General features: G+C 38.1%; 17 protein-coding genes. 14 read left to right on the top strand and 3 right to left on the bottom strand.

What is annotated here, in order from left to right; all coding sequences use genetic code 11:
- The 14 genes from ACEYX7_RS07440 to ACEYX7_RS07375 form a co-directional block, all read left to right on the top strand.
- Positions 1-540, top strand: a 540-nt coding sequence (locus ACEYX7_RS07440; protein ID WP_374900387.1) for a hypothetical protein, incomplete at its 5' end; no start/stop codon positions are given.
- A gap of 157 nt (positions 541-697) precedes the next feature.
- Positions 698-1,786, top strand: coding sequence for a hypothetical protein (locus ACEYX7_RS07435; RefSeq protein WP_374804556.1), 1,089 nt, complete (start codon positions 698-700; stop codon positions 1,784-1,786).
- Positions 1,787-1,945: 159 nt separating this feature from the next.
- Entirely contained in the window at positions 1,946-2,599 is a 654-nt protein-coding gene (gene rdgB, locus ACEYX7_RS07430) for an RdgB/HAM1 family non-canonical purine NTP pyrophosphatase (RefSeq protein WP_374804558.1), read from the top strand.
- Between the two features lie 154 nt (positions 2,600-2,753).
- Positions 2,754-3,773: a hypothetical protein gene (locus tag ACEYX7_RS07425; protein WP_374900385.1), complete on the top strand. Its 1,020-nt coding sequence runs from the start codon at positions 2,754-2,756 to the stop codon at positions 3,771-3,773.
- A 43-nt stretch (positions 3,774-3,816) separates the two neighbouring features.
- On the top strand, positions 3,817-4,623 hold the full coding sequence (gene rsmA, locus ACEYX7_RS07420) for a 16S rRNA (adenine(1518)-N(6)/adenine(1519)-N(6))-dimethyltransferase RsmA (RefSeq protein ID WP_374804562.1): 807 nt from the start codon (positions 3,817-3,819) through the stop codon (positions 4,621-4,623).
- 73 nt (positions 4,624-4,696) lie between these two features.
- The gene (locus tag ACEYX7_RS07415) at positions 4,697-5,533 is read left to right on the top strand and encodes a symmetrical bis(5'-nucleosyl)-tetraphosphatase (protein ID WP_374900384.1); all 837 of its coding nucleotides are present in this window, start codon (positions 4,697-4,699) and stop codon (positions 5,531-5,533) included.
- Positions 5,534-5,803: 270 nt separating this feature from the next.
- The gene (pilG, locus tag ACEYX7_RS07410; protein ID WP_374804565.1) at positions 5,804-6,187 is read left to right on the top strand and encodes a twitching motility response regulator PilG; all 384 of its coding nucleotides are present in this window, start codon (positions 5,804-5,806) and stop codon (positions 6,185-6,187) included.
- A 46-nt stretch (positions 6,188-6,233) separates the two neighbouring features.
- Positions 6,234-6,602, top strand: coding sequence for a response regulator (locus ACEYX7_RS07405; protein ID WP_374804567.1), 369 nt, complete (start codon positions 6,234-6,236; stop codon positions 6,600-6,602).
- Between the two features lie 5 nt (positions 6,603-6,607).
- Entirely contained in the window at positions 6,608-7,132 is a 525-nt protein-coding gene (locus ACEYX7_RS07400; RefSeq protein WP_374804569.1) for a chemotaxis protein CheW, read from the top strand.
- Positions 7,133-7,166: 34 nt separating this feature from the next.
- Complete coding sequence (locus ACEYX7_RS07395; protein WP_374804570.1) at positions 7,167-9,212, top strand: methyl-accepting chemotaxis protein; 2,046 nt, start codon at positions 7,167-7,169, stop codon at positions 9,210-9,212.
- 137 nt (positions 9,213-9,349) lie between these two features.
- Entirely contained in the window at positions 9,350-15,571 is a 6,222-nt protein-coding gene (locus tag ACEYX7_RS07390; RefSeq protein ID WP_374804572.1) for an Hpt domain-containing protein, read from the top strand.
- A gap of 16 nt (positions 15,572-15,587) precedes the next feature.
- Positions 15,588-16,043: a hypothetical protein gene (locus ACEYX7_RS07385; RefSeq protein WP_374804573.1), complete on the top strand. Its 456-nt coding sequence runs from the start codon at positions 15,588-15,590 to the stop codon at positions 16,041-16,043.
- 295 nt (positions 16,044-16,338) lie between these two features.
- Complete coding sequence (locus ACEYX7_RS07380) at positions 16,339-17,607, top strand: putative DNA modification/repair radical SAM protein (RefSeq protein WP_374900382.1); 1,269 nt, start codon at positions 16,339-16,341, stop codon at positions 17,605-17,607.
- Positions 17,608-17,616: 9 nt separating this feature from the next.
- Entirely contained in the window at positions 17,617-18,480 is an 864-nt protein-coding gene (locus ACEYX7_RS07375; protein ID WP_374804575.1) for a TIGR03915 family putative DNA repair protein, read from the top strand.
- 4 nt (positions 18,481-18,484) lie between these two features.
- On the opposite strand, the gene ACEYX7_RS07370 is transcribed toward ACEYX7_RS07375, so the two are convergent.
- The 3 genes from ACEYX7_RS07370 to ACEYX7_RS07360 form a co-directional block, all read right to left on the bottom strand.
- Positions 18,485-19,102: a hypothetical protein gene (locus tag ACEYX7_RS07370; protein WP_374804576.1), complete on the bottom strand. Its 618-nt coding sequence runs from the start codon at positions 19,100-19,102 to the stop codon at positions 18,485-18,487.
- 182 nt (positions 19,103-19,284) lie between these two features.
- A complete protein-coding gene (gene dapE / locus ACEYX7_RS07365; protein ID WP_374804578.1) occupies positions 19,285-20,427 on the bottom strand; it encodes a succinyl-diaminopimelate desuccinylase in 1,143 nt (380 codons plus the stop codon).
- Positions 20,428-20,580: 153 nt separating this feature from the next.
- Positions 20,581-20,832: an entericidin A/B family lipoprotein gene (locus ACEYX7_RS07360; RefSeq protein WP_374804580.1), complete on the bottom strand. Its 252-nt coding sequence runs from the start codon at positions 20,830-20,832 to the stop codon at positions 20,581-20,583.
- Between the last annotated feature and the right edge of the window lie 247 nt (positions 20,833-21,079).

Genomic DNA, 21,079 nt, shown 5'->3' with positions numbered 1-21,079 from the left:
AATTGGCTGTCGCTAAAGCCCTTGATTGTTTCGTATCTCATCTTGTCATTATATCAAAACTTTCGCAAGAGGTCTATCCAAGATTATTTCGGTATTTTAACAACATTTTTATATACTATTTTACCGATTGTTTTTAATCTATTTTTGATTGGGAAAGTGAAAAATAAAAATCAATTTTTGGCTTTGGTTGTTGCTAATATGATATTGATTGCTAGCTTGCTATATAGCCATAATTTAATTAAATCAAGTATTTTTAAATCATTTCCAAAACAACAATTTTGCGGTTTATTCACCCAAGAAGTCAGTATTTCTGAAAATAAATCTACACGCACATATTGGTATTTTCAAAATCAACAACAGCAATTAAAATTAAATAAAGATTTTGCTTTTTCGACACTTGAAGTCGGTGATCAAGTTTGTATTGATTATAGCCAAGCTGAACATTGGGGTACGCACATTTGGCAAATCTATGTATTGCAAAAACGTCCTAATGATTGTATAAATGAATTTGAGAGTAAAATTATACTCATCGTGCAATAAATCTCAAAGATGCACGCTGTCTATATTAGATAAATGATGTCATCAAACTGTCAATTTAGTTTTAGGTTTTTCATTTATACTCACGCTACCAAAATCAAAAACAAGATTTAAATCAAGCTAATGATCAAAATCTTGTCATTTTACATGGAGTTATACAATGCGTTCTATTGCAATCAAACAGTTATCCAAAGCGGGATTATGCCTATCTATACTTTGTGCATCGCAAATGATCTTTGCCCAAACAGAGTTAAAGCATTGGTCACCTGAACAAGCCACACAGCTCAACCAATTTATCGAGAAGCATAAAAACCAAAATGAATATGCAGTATTTGATATGGATAACACCAGCTATCAGTATGATTTGACTGAATATATGTTGGTTTATCTTGAGCAGAATAAAGTTTTAACTCGAGAAAATTTAGATCCAGCTTTAAAATTGATTCCATTTAAAGACACTGCGACTGAAAAAGAAAGCTTGTATTCTTATTATTCACGATTGTGTGAAATTGATGATTTGGTGTGCTACCCATGGATTGCACAATCATTTTCAGGTTTAAAGCTAAAAGACGTGAAACCATTGGTTGATAAAGCATTGGCAGAACAGAAAGTATTAAATACACGCTATTATAGCGGAGATAAAATGGTTGATGGCACGATTAAAGCACCAAAATTATTTCCTGCTATGCAAGAACTGTATAATAAATTACAAGAAAATGGTATTAACGTCTATGTAATGACTGCGGCAAATGAAGAAATTGCCCGTATGGTCATCGCAGATAAAAAATATGGCTATAATGTAAAACCTGAAAATGTTATCGGTGTAAACGTATTACTTAAAAATCACACAAACAATCAATATGATACATCACGTTTGCAAATCAAGCGTGGTAAATATAATCAAGCTTATAATATGGAAAATATGCAATTTACATCATATTTGATGAATCCAATGACGTGGTTTGAAGGCAAGCTGGGTTCGATTACAGGTTGGATTGATCAGTGGCGTAAGCCGATTATGACTGGTGGTGATACCACTTATTCTGACGGCTATATGTTGCTCAATGGCACAGATATGGAAAAAGGTGGCTTACGAATTTGGGTAGATCGAAAAGCCAAATATACTGAGAAAATGGCAAACTGGCGTAAACAATCGGCTGAAACACAACAAAAATTGGGTTTAAAAGCTGATGCAGATCAGGGTTGGATCGTTGTCAAACCAGAACAAATGTATCAAGCTCAGCCATAAACCGTAAAATTTATGTAAATGAAGAAAGTGGCTTATCCATGTGGTGAGTCACTTTTTTATTGCAATAAAATTTTTATCTGAGATGAAAATTAGGTACTGACTTTGAATCAAACACCTATATCAGTTATGATAGGGTATGAATTGAATAGGTCGTATTTTATGTCAAACCATCAAAAAATCGTTCTCGCTAGTAATAATAAAGGCAAACTCGCAGAATTTGAATATTTATTTCAACAGCTTAGCGAAAGTGAACAGCATCTACAATTGGAAATCATTCCACAAGGTCAGCTGAATATTGATGATGCGGTGGAAGATGGCTTAAGCTTTGTGGAAAATGCGATTATCAAAGCCCGTCATGCATCACGTCTTTCGGGCTTGCCAGCGATTGCCGATGATTCAGGCTTGGTTGTGCCGATTTTGGATAATGCCCCTGGCATTTATTCAGCACGTTATGCTGGCGAGCATGGCAATGATGCTGCCAATAATCAAAAATTATTACAAGAATTGCTGCCATTTCGTGCCGAAAATCCACAGATTACCGGCTTATTTGTCTGTGTTTTGGCGATGGTGCGTCATGCTGATGACCCTTTGCCGATTCTTTGTCACGGTATTTGGCATGGTGAAATTTTGGCAGAAGCCAAAGGCGAGCAAGGCTTTGGTTATGATCCGTTATTTTGGTTGCCTGAATTGGGTAAATCCAGTGCGGAAATGGCAAAAGCGGAAAAAAATCAAATCAGCCATCGTGGTATGGCAATGCAACAGCTAAAACAACATTTGCTTGAATTATCTGGGAAATATTGGCAAGTATATTAGGGTGTGTTGACATACTAATCAAAAAATAAAGTCGTATTGGCAAGTGGTTGATACGACTTTATGATGGTAAAAAAGTTAAAATTTTCATTATTTCACATCGCTTTTGTATAAAAAATAGATTACAGTAAATCATCATGATTTAAGGATATTCAAAATGAAAAAGTCAATACAACACATTTCTACACTGGCTTTAAGCGTAACCTTATGCAGTACCTTTGCCTATGCCAAAGCATTTGACCCAGTCGGTGCGTATAGCACTCGTGCGACGTCGCCTGATTCGGGTGGAACAACGATTGTACTTTATCCAGACCATCGTTTTGCGATTGCTGCTTTTGGTACTATGTTGGCAGGTACTTGGGCGGTAGATGGTGATGTGATTCGGCTTAAAATGGAAAAGCCTGATTATCCTTATGCCATATATGCACGTTATAATCCAAAGATTAAATCGGGGATGCGTATAATGGTGGATGGTGATTTAGGTGGTTTTGGTCGGGTGAGTATCGGTACAAATAATAAAGTATTTTTTAAAGTGGTCAATGATAATGCCAATTGTACAAAATGGCCTTATATTGCCAATATTCCGGTTATTTTAAATAATTTATCTTTATTTGTAGGGAATGATGAAAGTAATCATACCCAATGTTATGATTATAAATTTGGTCAAAAGTATAATGATATCATCCTACAAAATCTTAAACCGCAAAGAGAAAGAGATATTGAAATTCCACTGGCATTAGTGGTGGATATTGGTGCAAAACCCAATAAAGTACAGCGAGAAGAAGGGCAGTATTATACAAAAGAGCCTATATCGTCTTTGGGTGAAGAAGATAGTGAATTTCTAAAACAAATTAGCCAAATCCGATTAAATCAATTGCCTGATTCGGTATATTTTAATGCCAATGGTAAAGATTATAACCCTTTGGATGAAGATGTAAAACTTGAAAAAGAACTTGATTTTATGTCCAATGATTTTTTTCTAAAAGATTATACATTTAATACTTTGGATAATAGTTATCGTATCAAAAAGCCTGATACCGAAACCCCTGCTGATGATTATCACAATAATAATGTGATTTATAAATTTGACCTGATGAAAATGGTCAATAACGTCGCATTGCCCAAAAAAATGCAAGCAGAAAAAAGCTTATTGCATTATACTTGTCCGTCAGATTAATTTTTTAAAAAATGCTGTGACAAGTGAACGCATTGGGGTAAATATGTACCAAATCAATCCCTTAAATCCCAAAGACGAAGGGCATCAAGCTCGCAAACGCTTTGGACAAAACTTCTTACATGATCAACGTGTGATTGAAAAAATCGTGCGTGCGGTCAATCCACGTCGTGATGATGCGGTGATTGAGATTGGACCGGGTTTAGCAGCATTGACTGCACCGCTGATTCAAGAAGTTGATGCCCTGACCGTGGTTGAGCTAGACCGTGATTTGGCAGCAGGTTTGCCGAGTCGTGTACCACATCCAGAGCGTTTAAAAATTGTCGAAGCCGATGCGTTAAAGTTTGATTTTGCGACACTTTTTACTGATAAAAAATTAAGAATAGTCGGTAATTTGCCGTACAATATTTCTACGCCTCTACTTTTTCATTTGTTAGAAAATGCCCAAGTCATTGATGATATGCATTTTATGCTACAAAAAGAAGTGGTAGAGCGGATTACTGCACAGCCAAAAACCAAAGAATATGGGCGTTTGTCAGTGATGATTCAATATCATTGCCAAGCGATGTATTTGTTTGAAGTGCCAGCAGGGGCGTTTAACCCACCACCAAAAGTGACCAGTGCTGTGTTTCGCTTAATCCCATATCAGGAAAAACCTGTGAAAGCGGATAATGAAAAAAAATTCGCTCAATTGGTGGCTCATGTCTTCACTCAACGCCGTAAAACTTTACGTAATAGCCTAAAAGGCATGTTAAAAGAAGATGCCTTTGTACGTGCCAATGTCGATGAAATGGCTCGTCCAGAAACCTTGAGCTTAAAAGACTTTGTGGCTTTGGCAAATGAGATGCTGTAATGCTGTGCTTGTAATGAAAATGTCATCTTTTAATTGAAAAATAGTGTGAAAAAGTATTTTAAAGAGTGAAATAATGAAAAGACGTCGTTTTGTGATTGGTGATTTGCAAGGTTGTTTTGCATCATTGAAAGCGTTATTAAAGCATATCCAATTTGATCCAAGCCAAGATTTTATTTATTTTGCTGGTGACTTGGTTGCACGTGGCGAAGACTCATTGTCTTGCTTGCGTTTTGTGAAGAAATTAGTCGAGCAGGGTGCAGCCGCAACAGTATTAGGTAATCACGATCTGACCTTGATTGCTTGTGGTCGAGGTATTAAAAAAATCAAAGACAAAGATCGTACTCAAGCTATTTTTGATGCGGTAGATGGCAGCGATTTGATCGATTGGTTACGAAAACAGCCTTTATTGATTGAAATTGATGAGCAGCACGTTTTGACTCATGCAGGCATTCCACATATTTGGAGCCTTGCTCAAGCTAAACATTACGCACGAGAAGTCGAACAAACTCTAAGTGCTGATTTGATGTGTTTGGATGAGTTTTTGCAAAATATGTATGGTAGTGAGCCTGACGCGTGGCAAGATGATTTGCAGGGATTTGAGCGTTTGCGACTGATTACCAATTATTTTACGCGTATGCGTTTAACTTCAAAGATAGGTCGGTTGGAGTTAAAGTTTAAAGAAGGCTTGGATGATGAAATGCCTAAAGGTTTTCGTCCTTGGTTTGAACATACGCCACATATGATTGATACGCATAAAATTTTGTTTGGACATTGGGCAGCATTACAAGGTAAAGAGATCGCAGCACACGCGATTGCCTTAGATGGTGGTTGTGTTTGGGGTGGACAACTGATTGCGTATGAGATAGATGCAGGTGTCAAACATCTTGTCAATGCGGTCGTAGTTGAATAAAGACATAAAACATAAAATAACTGGTCATGTTATGGAGGATGGTGTGATTTTTGACAGGATCGTTCTCTCTAACTGCTATAGCCTAGCAAAATAGTGAATACAACCTTGCTAAATGTAGTTGTGCATTTAATGTGTTTAGTTCACATAATTATGTAATGTTTTTGAAGTTTGACTAGTATATTTTGTAAAAGTATGATAGAAATATAGCCTAAGTCTAGATGTAAGCTTTCGCTTATTTCAGTTACCACATTTTTGCCGTGAGAATTAAAAATGGAAGATAAACTTCGCAATTTGAAAGTCATGATTATTGATGATTCAAAAACCATTCGTCGTACAGCTGAAACTTTGCTTGAGCGTGAGGGGTGCCAAGTCGTGACAGCAGTGGATGGATTTGATGCTTTAGCAAAAATTGCACAGAACAGTCCTGACATTATTTTTATCGATATTATGATGCCACGTCTTGATGGTTATCAAACATGTTCATTAATTAAAAATAATCAGAATTACCAAAACATTCCAGTCATTATGTTATCAAGTAAAGATGGTTTGTTCGATCAAGCGAAAGGTCGTATTGTAGGTTCTGAGCAATATTTAACCAAGCCGTTTAGTAAAGAAGAGCTATTTGAAGCGATTGATAACCACGTCAATGCTTAACAGCTTGATATTGATATAAAATCAAATCATTAGGTAGAAGGGTTGTATGGCAAGTATACTGATAGTTGATGATTCACCAACTGAAACATTCCGTTTTAAAGAAATTCTTTCAAAGAATGGTTTTAACACGATCGAAGCGGTAAACGGTACAGATGGTGTTGAAATGGCAAAAACAGCTTTACCAGATCTCGTGTTGATGGATGTGGTAATGCCTGGCATGAATGGGTTTCAAGCGACTAGACAGATTACAAGAAATGCTGCAACCCAGCATATTCCAGTGATTATTGTCAGTACTAAAGATCAGGCGACAGATCGTCTGTGGGGTAAAAGACAAGGTGCAAAAGATTACCTTGTCAAACCCATAGAAGAAGCAAAGCTGATTGAAGTGATTAACTTTTACTTGAATGCGAAGTAACGACTATGGCAGCAAAGGGATTTATTGAGCTTCTACGTCTGTCAGACCGCGGTCGTAAAACTCAGCTAAACCAAGTGGATGCTGAGAACACTTGGTCTGGTGTGGCTTTCGAGATGCTTGGTCAATACTTTGTAGCACCATTAGGTGATGTCAATGAAGTGATTTATGTTCCCGAATTGACACAAATCCCCAACACCAAAAACTGGGCGTGCGGTATAGCCAACCTAAGGGGGCGTCTGCTTTCAGTATTTCACTTACCCGCTTTCGTCAAGCACGTGGGGGCTGATGTGGATCAAAACAGCAAAGTCATGTGTCTGAATCATCTTGAGCATTATAGTGGTGTCATTGTAGATAAAGTGTATGGTATTCAACACTTTAATACTCAAAGTTATTTTAGAGAAGCGTATGACTTAGATGAGTCGATCAAAAAATATTGTCAAGGTTATTTTGTACATCAAAATGAGATTTGGCATGTATTTATGCTGAGAGAATTGTTTAATAGTCAAGAGTTTATGTCACCATCTTTGTAGTATGGTATAGTAATCAATTTATGGGAGAGCTTGTATGGGCTTGGGCGTAGGAAAAAATAAAAACGATCAGACAAGATCTAGCAACGGACTTTTAGATCGTTTTATCATGTTCTTTGGTGGAGATAGGCAACAAGCATTAAGATATCTTATTCTGTTGATCGTATCAGCCGTAGTTGCGTTAATTTTGTTTTTTTCAATTCTTTGGGCGAACAATCGAGAAACACGCTTGGCAGAAAGCCTAGGTGATGTACGCTTACTCTCTCAACAAATAGCCAAACAAGCAACTGAAGCAGCATCACGAGGCGACGAAAAAACATTGTCAGCTTTGACTCAAAATCAACAAAAATTTAAAGATGCATTGCAAACCATAAAAAGTAAAGCAAGTCAGGATAAAGCGGATCAACTCGAAACTGATGTTCAAGCAATTGACGATTCTGTAAATAAAATCCTTTCAAATCAAGCATTGATCAAGAATCTTCAAGCGACTGGTGTACAGGTTACTGAAGCAATACCAGGTATTCAGACAGAATATAACCTGTTGGCAGATGAAATGACACGTGCGGGCTATCCAGCATCGCAGGTTGCACTGGCTAAAAACCAAGTTTACTTGAGTGAGCGTATTTTAAGATCACTGAATGCATTACTGACAGGTGCTGACTATTCTCTAGAAGGTGCAGAAAACTTCAATGCTGATGCAGAAACTTTTAACAAATACTTAAATGCTCAGCTTAGCGGTAGCATGGAACTAGGTGTGGTTGCGGTAGCTCAACCCCAGCTACGTAAGACCTTAGAAAGTATTAAAGCAGAATATGAAGCAATCATAAAAAGCACCAATGGTAATCTGAAAGATCCAAGCAAAATGATTGAAGTGCGTAAAGCAGCGACAGACATTTCTGCTAAATCAGATGCGATTTTGGCAACTACAGAAGATTTCTCGGGTAAATCTTATGTTGCGATTGCCATTTTATCATTCCTGTTCTTACTTGCTGTAGCGATCTTGGCTTATGCTTTATACCAGTTATTGAAGCTGCGTAACAATGCCGACAGTCAACGCGTTGTTAACTTACAACAAGAGTATGATCGTAACCAAAACGCGATTTTGCGTTTGCTAGATGAGATTGCCGATTTGGCAGAAGGTGATTTACGTTCTCATGCGACGGTATCTGAAGATTTTACGGGTGCAATTGCCGACTCAATCAACTTTGCGATTGACCAGATCCGTGACTTGGTATCGCGTATTAACGCAACATCAGAAGAAATTTCTAAATATTCCCAAGAAACACAAAATATCACCATGCAATTGTCTGAAGCATCTGAGCACAATGCACAAGAAATTGCCAGTGCATCTAATGCAATCATGCAGATGGCAACATCTATCGATAACGTATCTATGAATGCATCAGAATCAGCAGATGTAGCAAAACGTTCGGTAGGTATCGCAGCAAATGGTGCAAACGTGGTAAACCGTACTATTCAAGGGATGGATACCATTCGTGAACAGATCCAAGAAACATCAAAACGTATTAAGCGTTTGGGTGAGTCTTCACAAGAGATTGGTAACATCGTCTCTTTGATTAACGATATTGCTGACCAAACTAACATCTTGGCATTGAACGCCGCAATTCAAGCGTCGATGGCAGGTGAGGCTGGTCGTGGTTTTGCGGTCGTTGCCGATGAGGTACAACGTCTTGCAGAGCGTTCAACTGCCGCAACAAAACAGATTGAATCACTGGTAAAAACCATTCAAGCAGATACAAATGAAGCCGTATCTTCAATGGAATTGACCACAACGGAAGTTGTGCGTGGTACGACACTTGCAAAAGATGCGGGTGTTGCTTTGGATGAGATTCAAAGTGTATCTGGTACGTTGGCGAACCTGATTGAGAACATCTCAGACTCAGCACGTGAACAGGCAAGCTCAGCGACTCATATTGCACAGACCATGAATGTTGTTCAAGATATTACCCATCAGACAACATCTTCGACAATGGAAGCGGCACGTTCGGTTACTGAATTGGCACAGATGGCGGAAGCTTTACGTGAGTCTGTAACGGACTTTAAACTTCCTGAAAATGCCTAAACCGAATAGGAAAGATGATTTGATCAGACAACACTTTTTAAATCATCTTTTCTTATAACGAACACATGATGTGTAAACATTTAAGTTTTGTGATGTGATTTTTCAAAGCTTGAAGATTTAGAGAAGAATTAAAGACGATGAATGAACATGTAAGACAGCTTGTTAGTCAAATTGAGCTTCCGACTGATCATTTGATAGATCAGGATCCAGACATCCGTGAAATTTTTGTAGAAGAAGTCGAAGAAATCATCGAGCTTCTAGAAGAAGCTATTCCTAACTGGATAGAAAATCCTGATCAACAAGCTGTTTTAAAAGACATTCGTCGTGCCTATCATACGCTCAAAGGTTCTGGTCGCATGGCAGGTGCTTTGCAATCAGGTGAACTAGCTTGGTCAGTTGAAGAGCTATTAAACCGTGTAATTGCTGATAGCGTTCCTTTGAATAATGATATTCAAAAATTAGTTCTCTCTGTAGCCAAGCTTTATGAAAACTATTTAATCCAAGATTTTAAAGATGTTGCGATACATCAGGTTGAATTTCGACCATTTATTTTAGCAGCCAAAATGCTACGTGATGGCACACCATTAGATGAAGATTTAGAATATACTGTTAATTATTATAAAGATCTTCAATTGCCGAATATGTCGGACAGTGATGAAACTCAGAACGCTGTTACCGAGATTGACTTGGGCGTTGGTAGCGAAATTGATTTGGCACACACTCATCATACTGATAATATTGCCGACAACATTGAAATTATCACACCAATTCATCAAGATGTTGTGTCAGAACATTCAATGGATACCGAAACGGATGCTATTGAAACAGAAGCATCTTCGTTGAGCCAAGAAGATGCAGCTAGTGTAAGTCATCTGACAAAAACTGTACGATTTGACGACGTTTTACGATTTGATGACAATACGCCATTGCCGTTAGATGATGATTTAGATGAGGTCTTATCTAAAGATAGTCCAAATTTATCCCAATCCAAAGATATATTTAACCTTGATTATTCTAAAAATAATAAATATTCTACGGATCAAGCAAATGAAGTCATACGATTTGATGACAATACGCCACTCGATGAGATTGATTTAGATGAGCAATCCTGTGAGTTAAATGCTGATAAGGATCAGCAAGTATTAGATCGAACAGATGAGATCATAAGATTTGATGATAATACGCCACTCAATGATATTGATGTGGACGAGCAGTCTTGTCAGTTAAATGCAGATAACAATAAACAGGTGCCATTTGAAGGCCTTGATAATCTATTTAATGCGAAGAGCGGTCAAACGATTGCAGTACAACCAAAAAATGCTGTAGAAGAGCATTTAGAGCAACTTAAACAGCAAGCAAATCAGGATAATCATACCGAACATTCTGTGTCAAATAATTTTGTATCTGATGATTTTGCAGATGACCTTTCTCACTCAGAAATTGAAAGCACACTTCTTGATACGGAGAGCTTCGAGCATAATGCTGAGAGTGAAACTAGCATTGTTGCTGATGAAACGAGATCAAAAGAGCAAATAGAAGAAAATTCTTTCGACAATATTGAGTTGGCTGATGATGAATTGACTATTCAGCCGCTTGATTTGGCAGAAGAATCAACAGCCATTACGACTGAGTTAGAACATGATTCTCATGTGTCATCAGATAATCCGCAAGATCTAAAGTTAGACGTATCAGCGATAGACGATAATGAGCATGCGGTAGCATATTATTCTGATTCATCGGATGCTTTACCTGCTGTGAATGAAACAGTGAATTCTACTCAAGATTTAGAACTAATTAATGATGAAGTAAATTCTTCAGTCTTAAATCTAGAGAAAGAGCATATTGCTTTAGATTTAGATACGGAATCTGATGATGCATCTGACCTCATATCTCATACTGAGTCTCATCAAGAGTTGGATCAACCATCAGATCAGGCTACTAATAATACTGTAGTACTGAGCACCGAAAAAGAGAGTTTGATTTTATACACATCAAGCAAAAATATTCAGAATACAGACTATCGTGATGCTACAGATCCAACACTGGACATTTATTATGAAGAAACAGCAGAGCATTTAGATACTATCTTTAAGTACTTACGCTTTAAGAAAAAGCCAAGTATAAGTCAGATTAATGATATTGTACGGGCAGTACATACCATTCGTGGTAGCTCTGGTATGGTGGGAATTCAAAATATATTCCAGCATAGTACTGCTGTTGAGACAATCTTTAAACGTATTCATCAAAGTGAAGCATTTAAAGATCTTAATATAGAAAATCAGTTGTTGGACAGTTATTACAGATATGTAAAGTCTTATATCACAACTTATTCAATAGATGCTACCTCATCAAAACTAGACAAACTATATGATGAGTTTGAAAATGCATTAGCAAATTATAATGAATATCATGACAAGTTTTCGAAAGAAGATGCAGAGTTGCAACAGCAAGGATTAGTTACATCTTTATTGCAGCTTGATATTGATAATTTATTAGATGCTGAGTTTGAATTTGTGCAAAAGGCTCGTTTGGACTTAGAATCTTATATTGCTATATTATTGAAAGAAGCTGATGATTTAGAGAAGAATACAAAGACTCGTCAAGCGGAAGTTTTGGACAAAGTCATTGTATCTTTAAAACGTATTTACCAAAGTATCCTTGCTTGTTATGAAGTTTATCCAGATGTGTCAATGGATGTTGAGTTGCTTGAACGCATACAAGCATTACATCATTATTTGATTAGTGGTTTTGATGGTTTGGCATCAGGTCAAAACATGATTATTACCATGTCGATCGAAGAGGATTTTGAGCAAGCACTTGAGGCAATCCAACGCTTTGGACGACCAGATCTCAGCCCAGCCGAAGAGGCTGGTGTTGATGAGATGACATACGAGTCTTTCTTACGTGATGCGGAAGACTTGGCTGTAATGATTGACTATGATTTTAATGATTGGGTTAAGCATAAAGAAAAAAGTAAAGCACAGCAACTATTCCGTTATCTTCATACCTTAAAAGGTCTGACAGCGACGATTAATGCTACACAATTGAATGAATTGGCAGATGAGTTAGAAAACGTTTATGCTTATATTTGGCGTGCTGACCTTGATGTAAGTGATGAGCAGTTGACTACATTAGTCACCGCAAAAGATTCGATTCAAGAAACTGTTGAGCAGCTTAAGAGTAAATTCGTAGATCATGTAGACAGTCATCTTATCGAAAACTTGCGTAGTATTTCGGACGATTTATATGCAGAGTTGCGTGCCAATGAAGTGCCTGAAGATGAGTCTTCAGACGAAAATAAAGACCATGTTGTCAAACATAGCAATACAGACAATCTTGTACAAAGTGTAGTTGAAAGTCAGTCTTATAATGAACAGACACAAAAAGACGTAGATTTAACTTCAAATCTTGTACCATTAGAGCAAGACAGCGGTGATGCAAATACAGAATTTGACGCTGATCTGCTAGATATCTTCTTAGAAGAGGCTGATGAGCTTGTTTTAGGTATGGATAAAGACTTTGATGCTTGGGAAAAAGAACCAACGAATACCAAGGTCTTGAATAATCTATTCCGTTATTTGCATACACTTAAAGGTGGTGCAAACATGGTACAAGCTACTTATCTAGGTGAGATTGCTCACGAGCTAGAAACGATTTACGATCGTGTACTTAAAGGTATGCTCAAGCCGTCAGCTGCATCTATGAACATGATTCGTTATGCACAAGATGAGATTGCGACACGTTTGCAACGCTTGAGAGAAGAGTCGATCGATCAAGCAAATCCAAATTTACTTTTGAATTTGCAAATGATTGCGACAGGCAAAGAAGCTTCGGTGAGCATCGAAGCGACAGCACCGGTTGAGCCAAAAGCCGCTCTAGTTCAAGAAACTGCCGATACAGAAAGTAAGGAAACTGTAAAAGCTGAAGCGAAAGTAGAAAAAGACGAACTGACGCAACTGATTGAAAGCGGTATTCCACCATTACTGGCACGTGCTTTGGTCGCTGATGATGATGTACAAAGAACAATTGCAGAAAGCTTCCTTGAAGAATCACACGAGTTATTGGCTCAAGGTAAAAAATATAATTCGCTTTGGTACAATGAACGCACCAATCGTAACGTATTACTGGTATTACAAAGAACTTATCATACCTTGAAAGGAAGTGCACGCGTTGCGGGCTTAGATAAAGTTGCGGATATGTGCTATCACCTTGAACATTTCTATGGGCAAGTGCTGATTACAGGATTCCAGTCAGAACGCTACGATCATTTGTTAAATCAAGCACATGGTTGGTTAGAATTAGCTATTTTCCAAGGCAAAGAAGACGGCAAGAAATATCTACTTAGCCAGTTTGCAAATATCAGTTATGAAGAAAGTGTAATCGATTATTCTACTGAAGATTTACTTAACAATACTGCGAATGAAACGATTGTTCCAACTACACGTTTGATTGGTGATGGTTCTACGCCACCAGCCATGTATAGTGTCGTTGAAAAGACACAGGATCAACAGGCTGGGGAGCCAATTCGTATTTCACCTGATTTGGTGGAAAAAATGATCGACTTGTCTGGTGAGAATGCGATCAACCGTTCGCGTGTAGAGATGGACTTGGGGCAAATGAGTTTTGCTTTAGGTGAGATGGAGCAAACGATTCTTCGTCTTGCGGATCAGTTACGTCGTATGGATGGTGAGCTGGAGTCTCAGATTTTGACCAAGCACCATGAAGTGTCCACTCAGCGTTATGATACATTTGATCCATTGGAAATGGACCAATATTCAGCATTAAATCAGTTATCAAAATCATTGTCAGAATCAGCATCGGATTTGATTGACTTTAAAAATACGATTGCCGAAAAAATACGTGATACAGAAGACTTGTTGGTACAACAATCACGTATTCAAAGCGAATTACAACAAAGCTTGATGGGTACACGTCTAGTTCCTTTTGATCGAATGATTCCGCGTTTACAACGTTTGGTGCGTCAGACCTCAACACAGTTGAATCGTCCAGTCGAACTCCATATTGAAAATACAGAAGGTGAACTAGACCGTAGTATTTTAGAGCGTTTGAACTCGCCTTTTGAACATATGCTACGTAACGCGATTGACCATGGTATTGAAGATCAAGAAGATCGTATCAAAGCAGGTAAATCAAGAACGGGTCATATTCACTTAAGCATTCGTCGTGAAGGTAACGATATCATTGTATCGATGCAAGATGACGGTAAAGGTATTGATGTCGCAAAAGTGCGTGCCAAGGCTGAAAAAAATGGTTTGATTGATGCAAATGCAGAAATATCAGATCATGAAATGATCCAATATATTTTCCATGCAGGTTTGAGTACAGCGGATTCGGTTACAGCGATCTCTGGACGCGGTGTGGGTCTAGACGTTGTAATTAGCGAAATTAAAGAGCTGGGTGGTGATGTCGTTGTTCGTTCTGAACAAGGTGTAGGCACAACTTTTGAAATTCGTGTACCGACTACGGTGGCTGTTACGGATGCCTTGATGGTGAAAGTGGGTGATCAGCAGTTTGCGATTCCATTATCACAAATTGAACGTATCACACGTATCGCTCCAGAGCAGTTACAAGCATACTTCAATAGCCAAAATGATTATTTTGAGATTGATGAAAAACAGTATCGCTTACGCTACGTGGGTGAGTTTATTAACGGTCAAGCAAAGCCTGTATTAAATCACTTAGGTTCATCAGTACCTGTGATTATCTTTAACAGTGCAGGTCGTACGATCGCATTGCAGGTCGATCAATTGATTGGCTCACGTGCACAGATCGTCATCAAATCCATTGGCAAACAGATGTCATCTGTTGGTTTTATCGCTGGTGCAACAATTTTGGCAGATGGTCGTGTATGTTTGATTCTTGATGGTCAAAATATTGCACGTCGCGTATTAAGCAGTACACGCTCGCGTGACGTACAAAATACAACCCATGCAGCACGTAGCAATACAAGCCGCCAATTGGTGATGGTCGTGGATGATTCTGTTACTGTACGTAAGGTTACCTCTCGTTTACTTGAGCGTCACGGTTATGAAGTTGCTACAGCCAAAGACGGCTTAGATGCTGTAGAGAAATTGTCAAGCGTTCAACCTGATTTGATGTTATTGGATATCGAAATGCCACGTATGGACGGTTTTGAAGTGGCGAACTATGTCCGTACAGGCTATCAAGATAGAAACTTGCCAATTATCATGATCACGTCTCGTACAGGTGAGAAACATCGTGAGCATGCATTAAGTTTGGGTGTGGATCGCTATATGGGTAAACCATTCCAAGAAACAGAGTTGCTAGCAACGATCCAAGCATTGTTAGAAACTGAAAAAGCAGATGCTTTAACATGATTGTAATGGGTGAGTAATGAAAGCGAATACAGAAAACACAAGCTCAGGTTTGTCGCAACAACAGGTACAAAGTTTACTTGCAACGTCAATTGGTTTTATTGAAGCATATAAAATCCAAACCTATGGCGATGTACCGATTGTATTGCCACAAAATGTGGTGATTTCTGCATTGAACGTTGATGCAAATACGCAACGGGTTGAATGGCGTGACGGTTTTATTCCTGCTTATCATGTGAATAATCAGGATGCAACACAAGCGATCGCTTTGGTAATAGAGACAGATGAAGCACATAAAAACTTTGCGATGATATGTGACGATATGCCAGAGCCAATGCGTTTGCGTATTTCTGAGGTAAAAGATATTGATAAAGAATGTGAAAAATTTGTTTTTCAATACGTGACGGTAGATGGTCAAGAATGCCAAATCCCACACATTACCAATATCCAAAACCACTTGTTGCTTAAGGGCTAGATTCTGCATATCAGTATAATCTAAAAAGTGACTTTTTGTGAGTCACTTTTTTATTTTAAAATCAGAACCTTACATTGATAAAATCCATTTATAAAAATAATAAAAAAGCACTTGATTAGCGATAATTTATCCCTATATTATCTATGACTCACACTCTAATGTGATTTTCCTTTTTATTTTCATACTTTATTTTGCGATAACATTTCATTTCACCGCGACAATATCATAGTGATGATTTTGTTCACTCTACTGTTTGACTAAATATTTTCACTGTTTTTGATATCGGAGCATTGCTTTGAGTACAATTAATTTTGAACGTCTGCAAGGCAAACTGAATATTTTGGCTGACGCTACCAAATATGATGTGTCTTGTTCATCGTCTGGTAGTACACGACAAAATCAAGGCGATGCCTTAGGTAACGCCTCACGTTCGGGCATTTGTCATAGCTATACAGAAGATGGCCGTTGCGTCAGTTTGTTAAAAATTCTGCTTACCAATCATTGTATTTACGATTGTGCCTATTGTACATCACGTCGTAGCAACGACACACCACGTGCGGCATTTACCGTAGAAGAAGTGGTTAATTTGACTATGGAATTTTATCGACGTAATTATATTGAGGGCTTATTTTTAAGTTCTGGTATTTTCAAAAATGCCGATTACACTATGGAACGCTTGATTGAAGTGGCAAAGACTTTGCGTACTCGTGAGCGTTTTGGTGGTTATATTCACCTTAAAGTTATTCCTGAAGCGTCAGCGGAGTTGATTACGCAAGCAGGATTGTATGCCGATCGCTTGAGTTCGAATTTGGAAATTCCCACCAAATCGGGCTTAGCATTGCTTGCACCCGAAAAAGATCATAATACCCTAAAAATTCCATTGCAAGCGATTAGCGATGAAATCGTGACTCAGACTGAAGAAAAAAGTAAATTTAAAACCGCACCAAAATTTGCTCCAGCAGGGCAGACCAGTCAATTGATTGTCGGTGCAGCACAAGAAACAGATTTACAAATCGTCAGTTTGGCATCACATTTTTATGATAAATATCAATTAAAGCGGGTCTATTATTCAGGCTATGTGCCAATGCTAAATGATAGTCGCTTACCAGCAATCGGTACGGCTGTGCCAATGGTGCGTGAAAATCGCTTATATCAAGCCGACTGGTTGATGCGGTTTTATGGCTTTCAGGCTCATGAAATCGTGGATGAAAGTAGTCAATTTTTAGATTTGGAATGCGATCCAAAATTGGCATGGGCGATACGGCACCGTGAACATTTTCCTGTCAATATCCAGACCGCAAACTATGAAACGATTTTGCGTGTGCCAGGTATTGGGGTGAAAACTGCCAAAAAAATTATTAAAGCCAGACGCTTCAGTCAATTAACCCTAGATCATCTGAAAAAAATGGGTGCCGCGGTCAATCGTGCTCGCTATTTTGTACAATTGGCTACAGCAAATCCCTATTTGCAAGCTTTAGAAAAAAATCATTTTCGCCAAGAAGTGATTAGCCAAACCGAAACCAAATTCAAAGATGAACGACACGGACAATTGCTATTGTTCTAAAAGGCGACCATGAACGACGTAACGCATCAATATTTGGATTTAATGGCTTCGCAAAATGCACCACGTACGGTGATCTTATACCATGGTGGTTTTGCGGAACTATTATCTGCGATTTTTTATGTCTATCAACATAAATTACAAAATCAACCTGAATTAGTGATTTTACAGCAGCATCATTACCAGCAAGGTTTGTTTGATGAATGTCATCATGTTGAATATCATGAACAACATAGCCAACGAGTTTTGAATAAAATTACTGCATTATTTGGTGAAAAAGCTATCCGACAATTTTTAATGGTCAATGCATCAGAATATCCACATGTGGCAATGACGATTTTCAAAGTCATCCAATATGCATTAAATAGCCAAAAACCACAGTTTATATTACAAGATTATTCGCATCCTGCGGTCATGGATTTTGCTAAAATTATCAAATCTATGGGGCGTGAAATCCATCGAATGACCGCATTTGTGCGTTTTGAGCATACTAAGCAAGATATTTATTTTGCCCGTATTGAACCTGATTTTGATGTTTTACCCTTTATTCAGTCGCATTTCGCCAAACGCTATCAAGACCAAGACTGGTTGATTTATGATATAAAACGTGGTTATGGTATTTTTTATCAATGGCAAAGCAAACAATTGCAACTGGTCGATGATATTGATGCAGAAGTGATTGATCATCCGCAACAACTACATAGCGAGCATGAACAACGCTATCAACAATTTTGGCAAGGTTATTTTAAAAATGTCACCATTAATGAGCGTAAAAATCGTCGCTTACACTTACAGTATTTGCCCAAACGTTATTGGAAATATTTAAGTGAAAAACAAGTTTTGGGTAATGAAAGTTATTTGCAGAAAAAACGTTAATGATTTAACAATACGAATCAGTAGAGGATGGTGAATTGGCAAGCTCAACAAACATCACCTCACAAGCTCCACCGCCCGTATCGGTACGTGTAGTCGATGTTTGCCATTCAAAATTATCCCCTGAAATATTGACCAATTTCCCACGCAAATGAACCACTGAACCGACACGATAATTGGCAATTTTTTTCGCTACATCATCGTTGGCAGGAATAATATGCACATTGGCGACAGAGCGTTGCATTTCGTTAATATCGACAGGAAATTTTTCTGAATAACGATAATGTAAAAAGCGATTGCTTTGGCTAAAATCAATTTCTTTGAGATTATCCGAGTCGGACATTTTGCCCCAACTGATACCTAAATCTACAGGCGAAAGTTTGGCAGAATCGTCCATGCTATAGTTTTCTTTGGCGAGTAAACGGGCTTTAAATTCATAATTGGCAACGGGTGTCATGTTGTAGCCTTTAAAATTAAAACTCGCTGCATTACTTAAATTGTCTTGTACAGGCTCATTCGGTGCGATAACGCCACTTGGTGTATCCATAGCACGATGTTTAAAATAATCGACCACTTTATACAGTGAAAATAAAACCAGTACAGTAATAACTATTTGTTTAAGCATGATTATTCGTCCTTTGCATGTATATTAAAATAAATCATTTTTTATATGATTATGGTTGAGTTGTTGCCTTGATGAGTATAATTGAAGTCGTGTGAATTTATCATGACTAATCAAAAAATAAACCACCATGTCAAATAAACTTTAACATGATGGTTTAAATTTTTGCAAGAAAACTATAAAAATTAAGTTAATAAATTTTCTAAAATTATTTCATAAATCTGGCTTAATTTATCTACATCTTCAACATCAACGTGTTCATTGACTTGATGAATTGTCGCATTAATGACTCCGAGTTCAATGACTTGTGCCCCAGTCGGTGCGATAAAACGACCATCTGATGTGCCACCACTGGTAGACAGTTGTCCATTGTAGCCCTGTACTTGTAAAATCGCTTGATTGGCAGCTTCAACCAATTCACCAACAGGCGTTAAAAATGGCATGCCCGATAGATTCCAATCAATTTGATAATTTAAACCAAATTGTTCCAAAATCGCACAAACACGTTGCTGTAATTGTTCAGCCGTCACTTCTGTGCTGTAACGGAAATTAAATGTAACCGTTAAACGATCAGGAATGACATTGGTTGCACCTGTGCCTGCTTGGATGTTAGAAATCTGAAAACTGGTTGCAGGGAAGTAGGCATTGCCATCGTCCCAAACTTCTTTACACAGCTTTTCAATTGCACCACTGGCGAGATGGATTGGATTGACTGCCAAATGCGGATAAGCCACGTGACCTTGTTTGCCAAATACAGTAAGTACACCGTTTAGCGAACCACGACGACCATTCTTAATTACATCACCTAACTTTTCAGTTGAAGACGGCTCGCCAACTAAGCAAAAATCGATTTTTTCTTGGCGATTTTCTAAGGTTTCCACGACTTTTACTGTACCATTTTTGGCAGGACCTTCTTCATCTGCGGTGATGAGATAGGCAATCGAACCTTTGTGGTTTGGGTGTTTAAGCACAAAACGCTCAGTCGCCGTTATCATCGCTGCAATAGCGGTCTTCATATCGGCACTACCACGTGCGTAGAGTTTGCCATCACGAATACTCGGCTCAAATGGTGGTGATTGCCATGCATCCAGTTGTCCTGTCGGCACCACGTCAGTATGTCCCGCAAAACAGAATAGTGGGGCGGCCGTACCACGTCTTGCCCATAAATTATTGACTTCGGCAAATGGAAGATGTTCGATGTGGAAGTCTAGTGCTTGTAAACGCTGTGCCAATAGTTCTTGGCAACCTCGATCGTCAGGCGTAATGGAGGCACGTTTGAGCAAGTCAAAACTTAATGCGAGCGTATCGCTATGATGCGTATTGGACATAAAAATAAATTTTGTATCAGATAAATAAAGCTAGCAGTCTAACAAATTTTAATAGTTTGGCTCAACGATAATCATTTATTTTGTTGAATAAAATAACAGCCAAAATATGAAATATTTTAGCTGCTTATTTGATAATTTTTTATCAGATCTGGTTTATGGTCGATATGGTTGCTGTTGACCATAAGGAGATTGATATTGTGGCTGTTGGTATTGTGGTTGCTGTGGGTACTGAGGCTGTTGCGAATACTGAGGTTGTTGATAAGAATATTTCTCTTGAGTATTTTGTGCAATATTACTCATTGCTTGCCCCGCTTTAGAAATATCTTGCCCGATACCCTTCATCGTATTACATCCTGTTGCCAATAATGTCACCGCGACCAATGTCGTGACGTATAAATGTTTCATGGTTGCTCCTAACTTTGAAAAAGTGTGATGAAATTCGAAATATTAGTGCATACATTAGGATGAAAACCAATGATAATCAAGGGTTTTAGCAGAGCTTGAAGTTTTGATTTTGTAACAAAACCGAATTATAGAATATCGCTAGACAGCAAATTTATTTTTAAAGTATAATAATTAGACCTCTTTCGAAAATGTAAATTTAGCGATTAACTTGCCAATTTATAAATCCTGCCACTAATTTCATTCTCAA

The organism is Hubeiibacter jixunmingi (genome assembly GCF_041928215.1).
In the GTDB taxonomy this organism is placed as follows: Bacteria; Pseudomonadota; Gammaproteobacteria; order Pseudomonadales; family Moraxellaceae; genus Acinetobacter.
The sequence above is the reverse complement of the archived record's forward strand: the minus strand, read 5'-3'. Positions and strand labels throughout refer to the sequence as shown.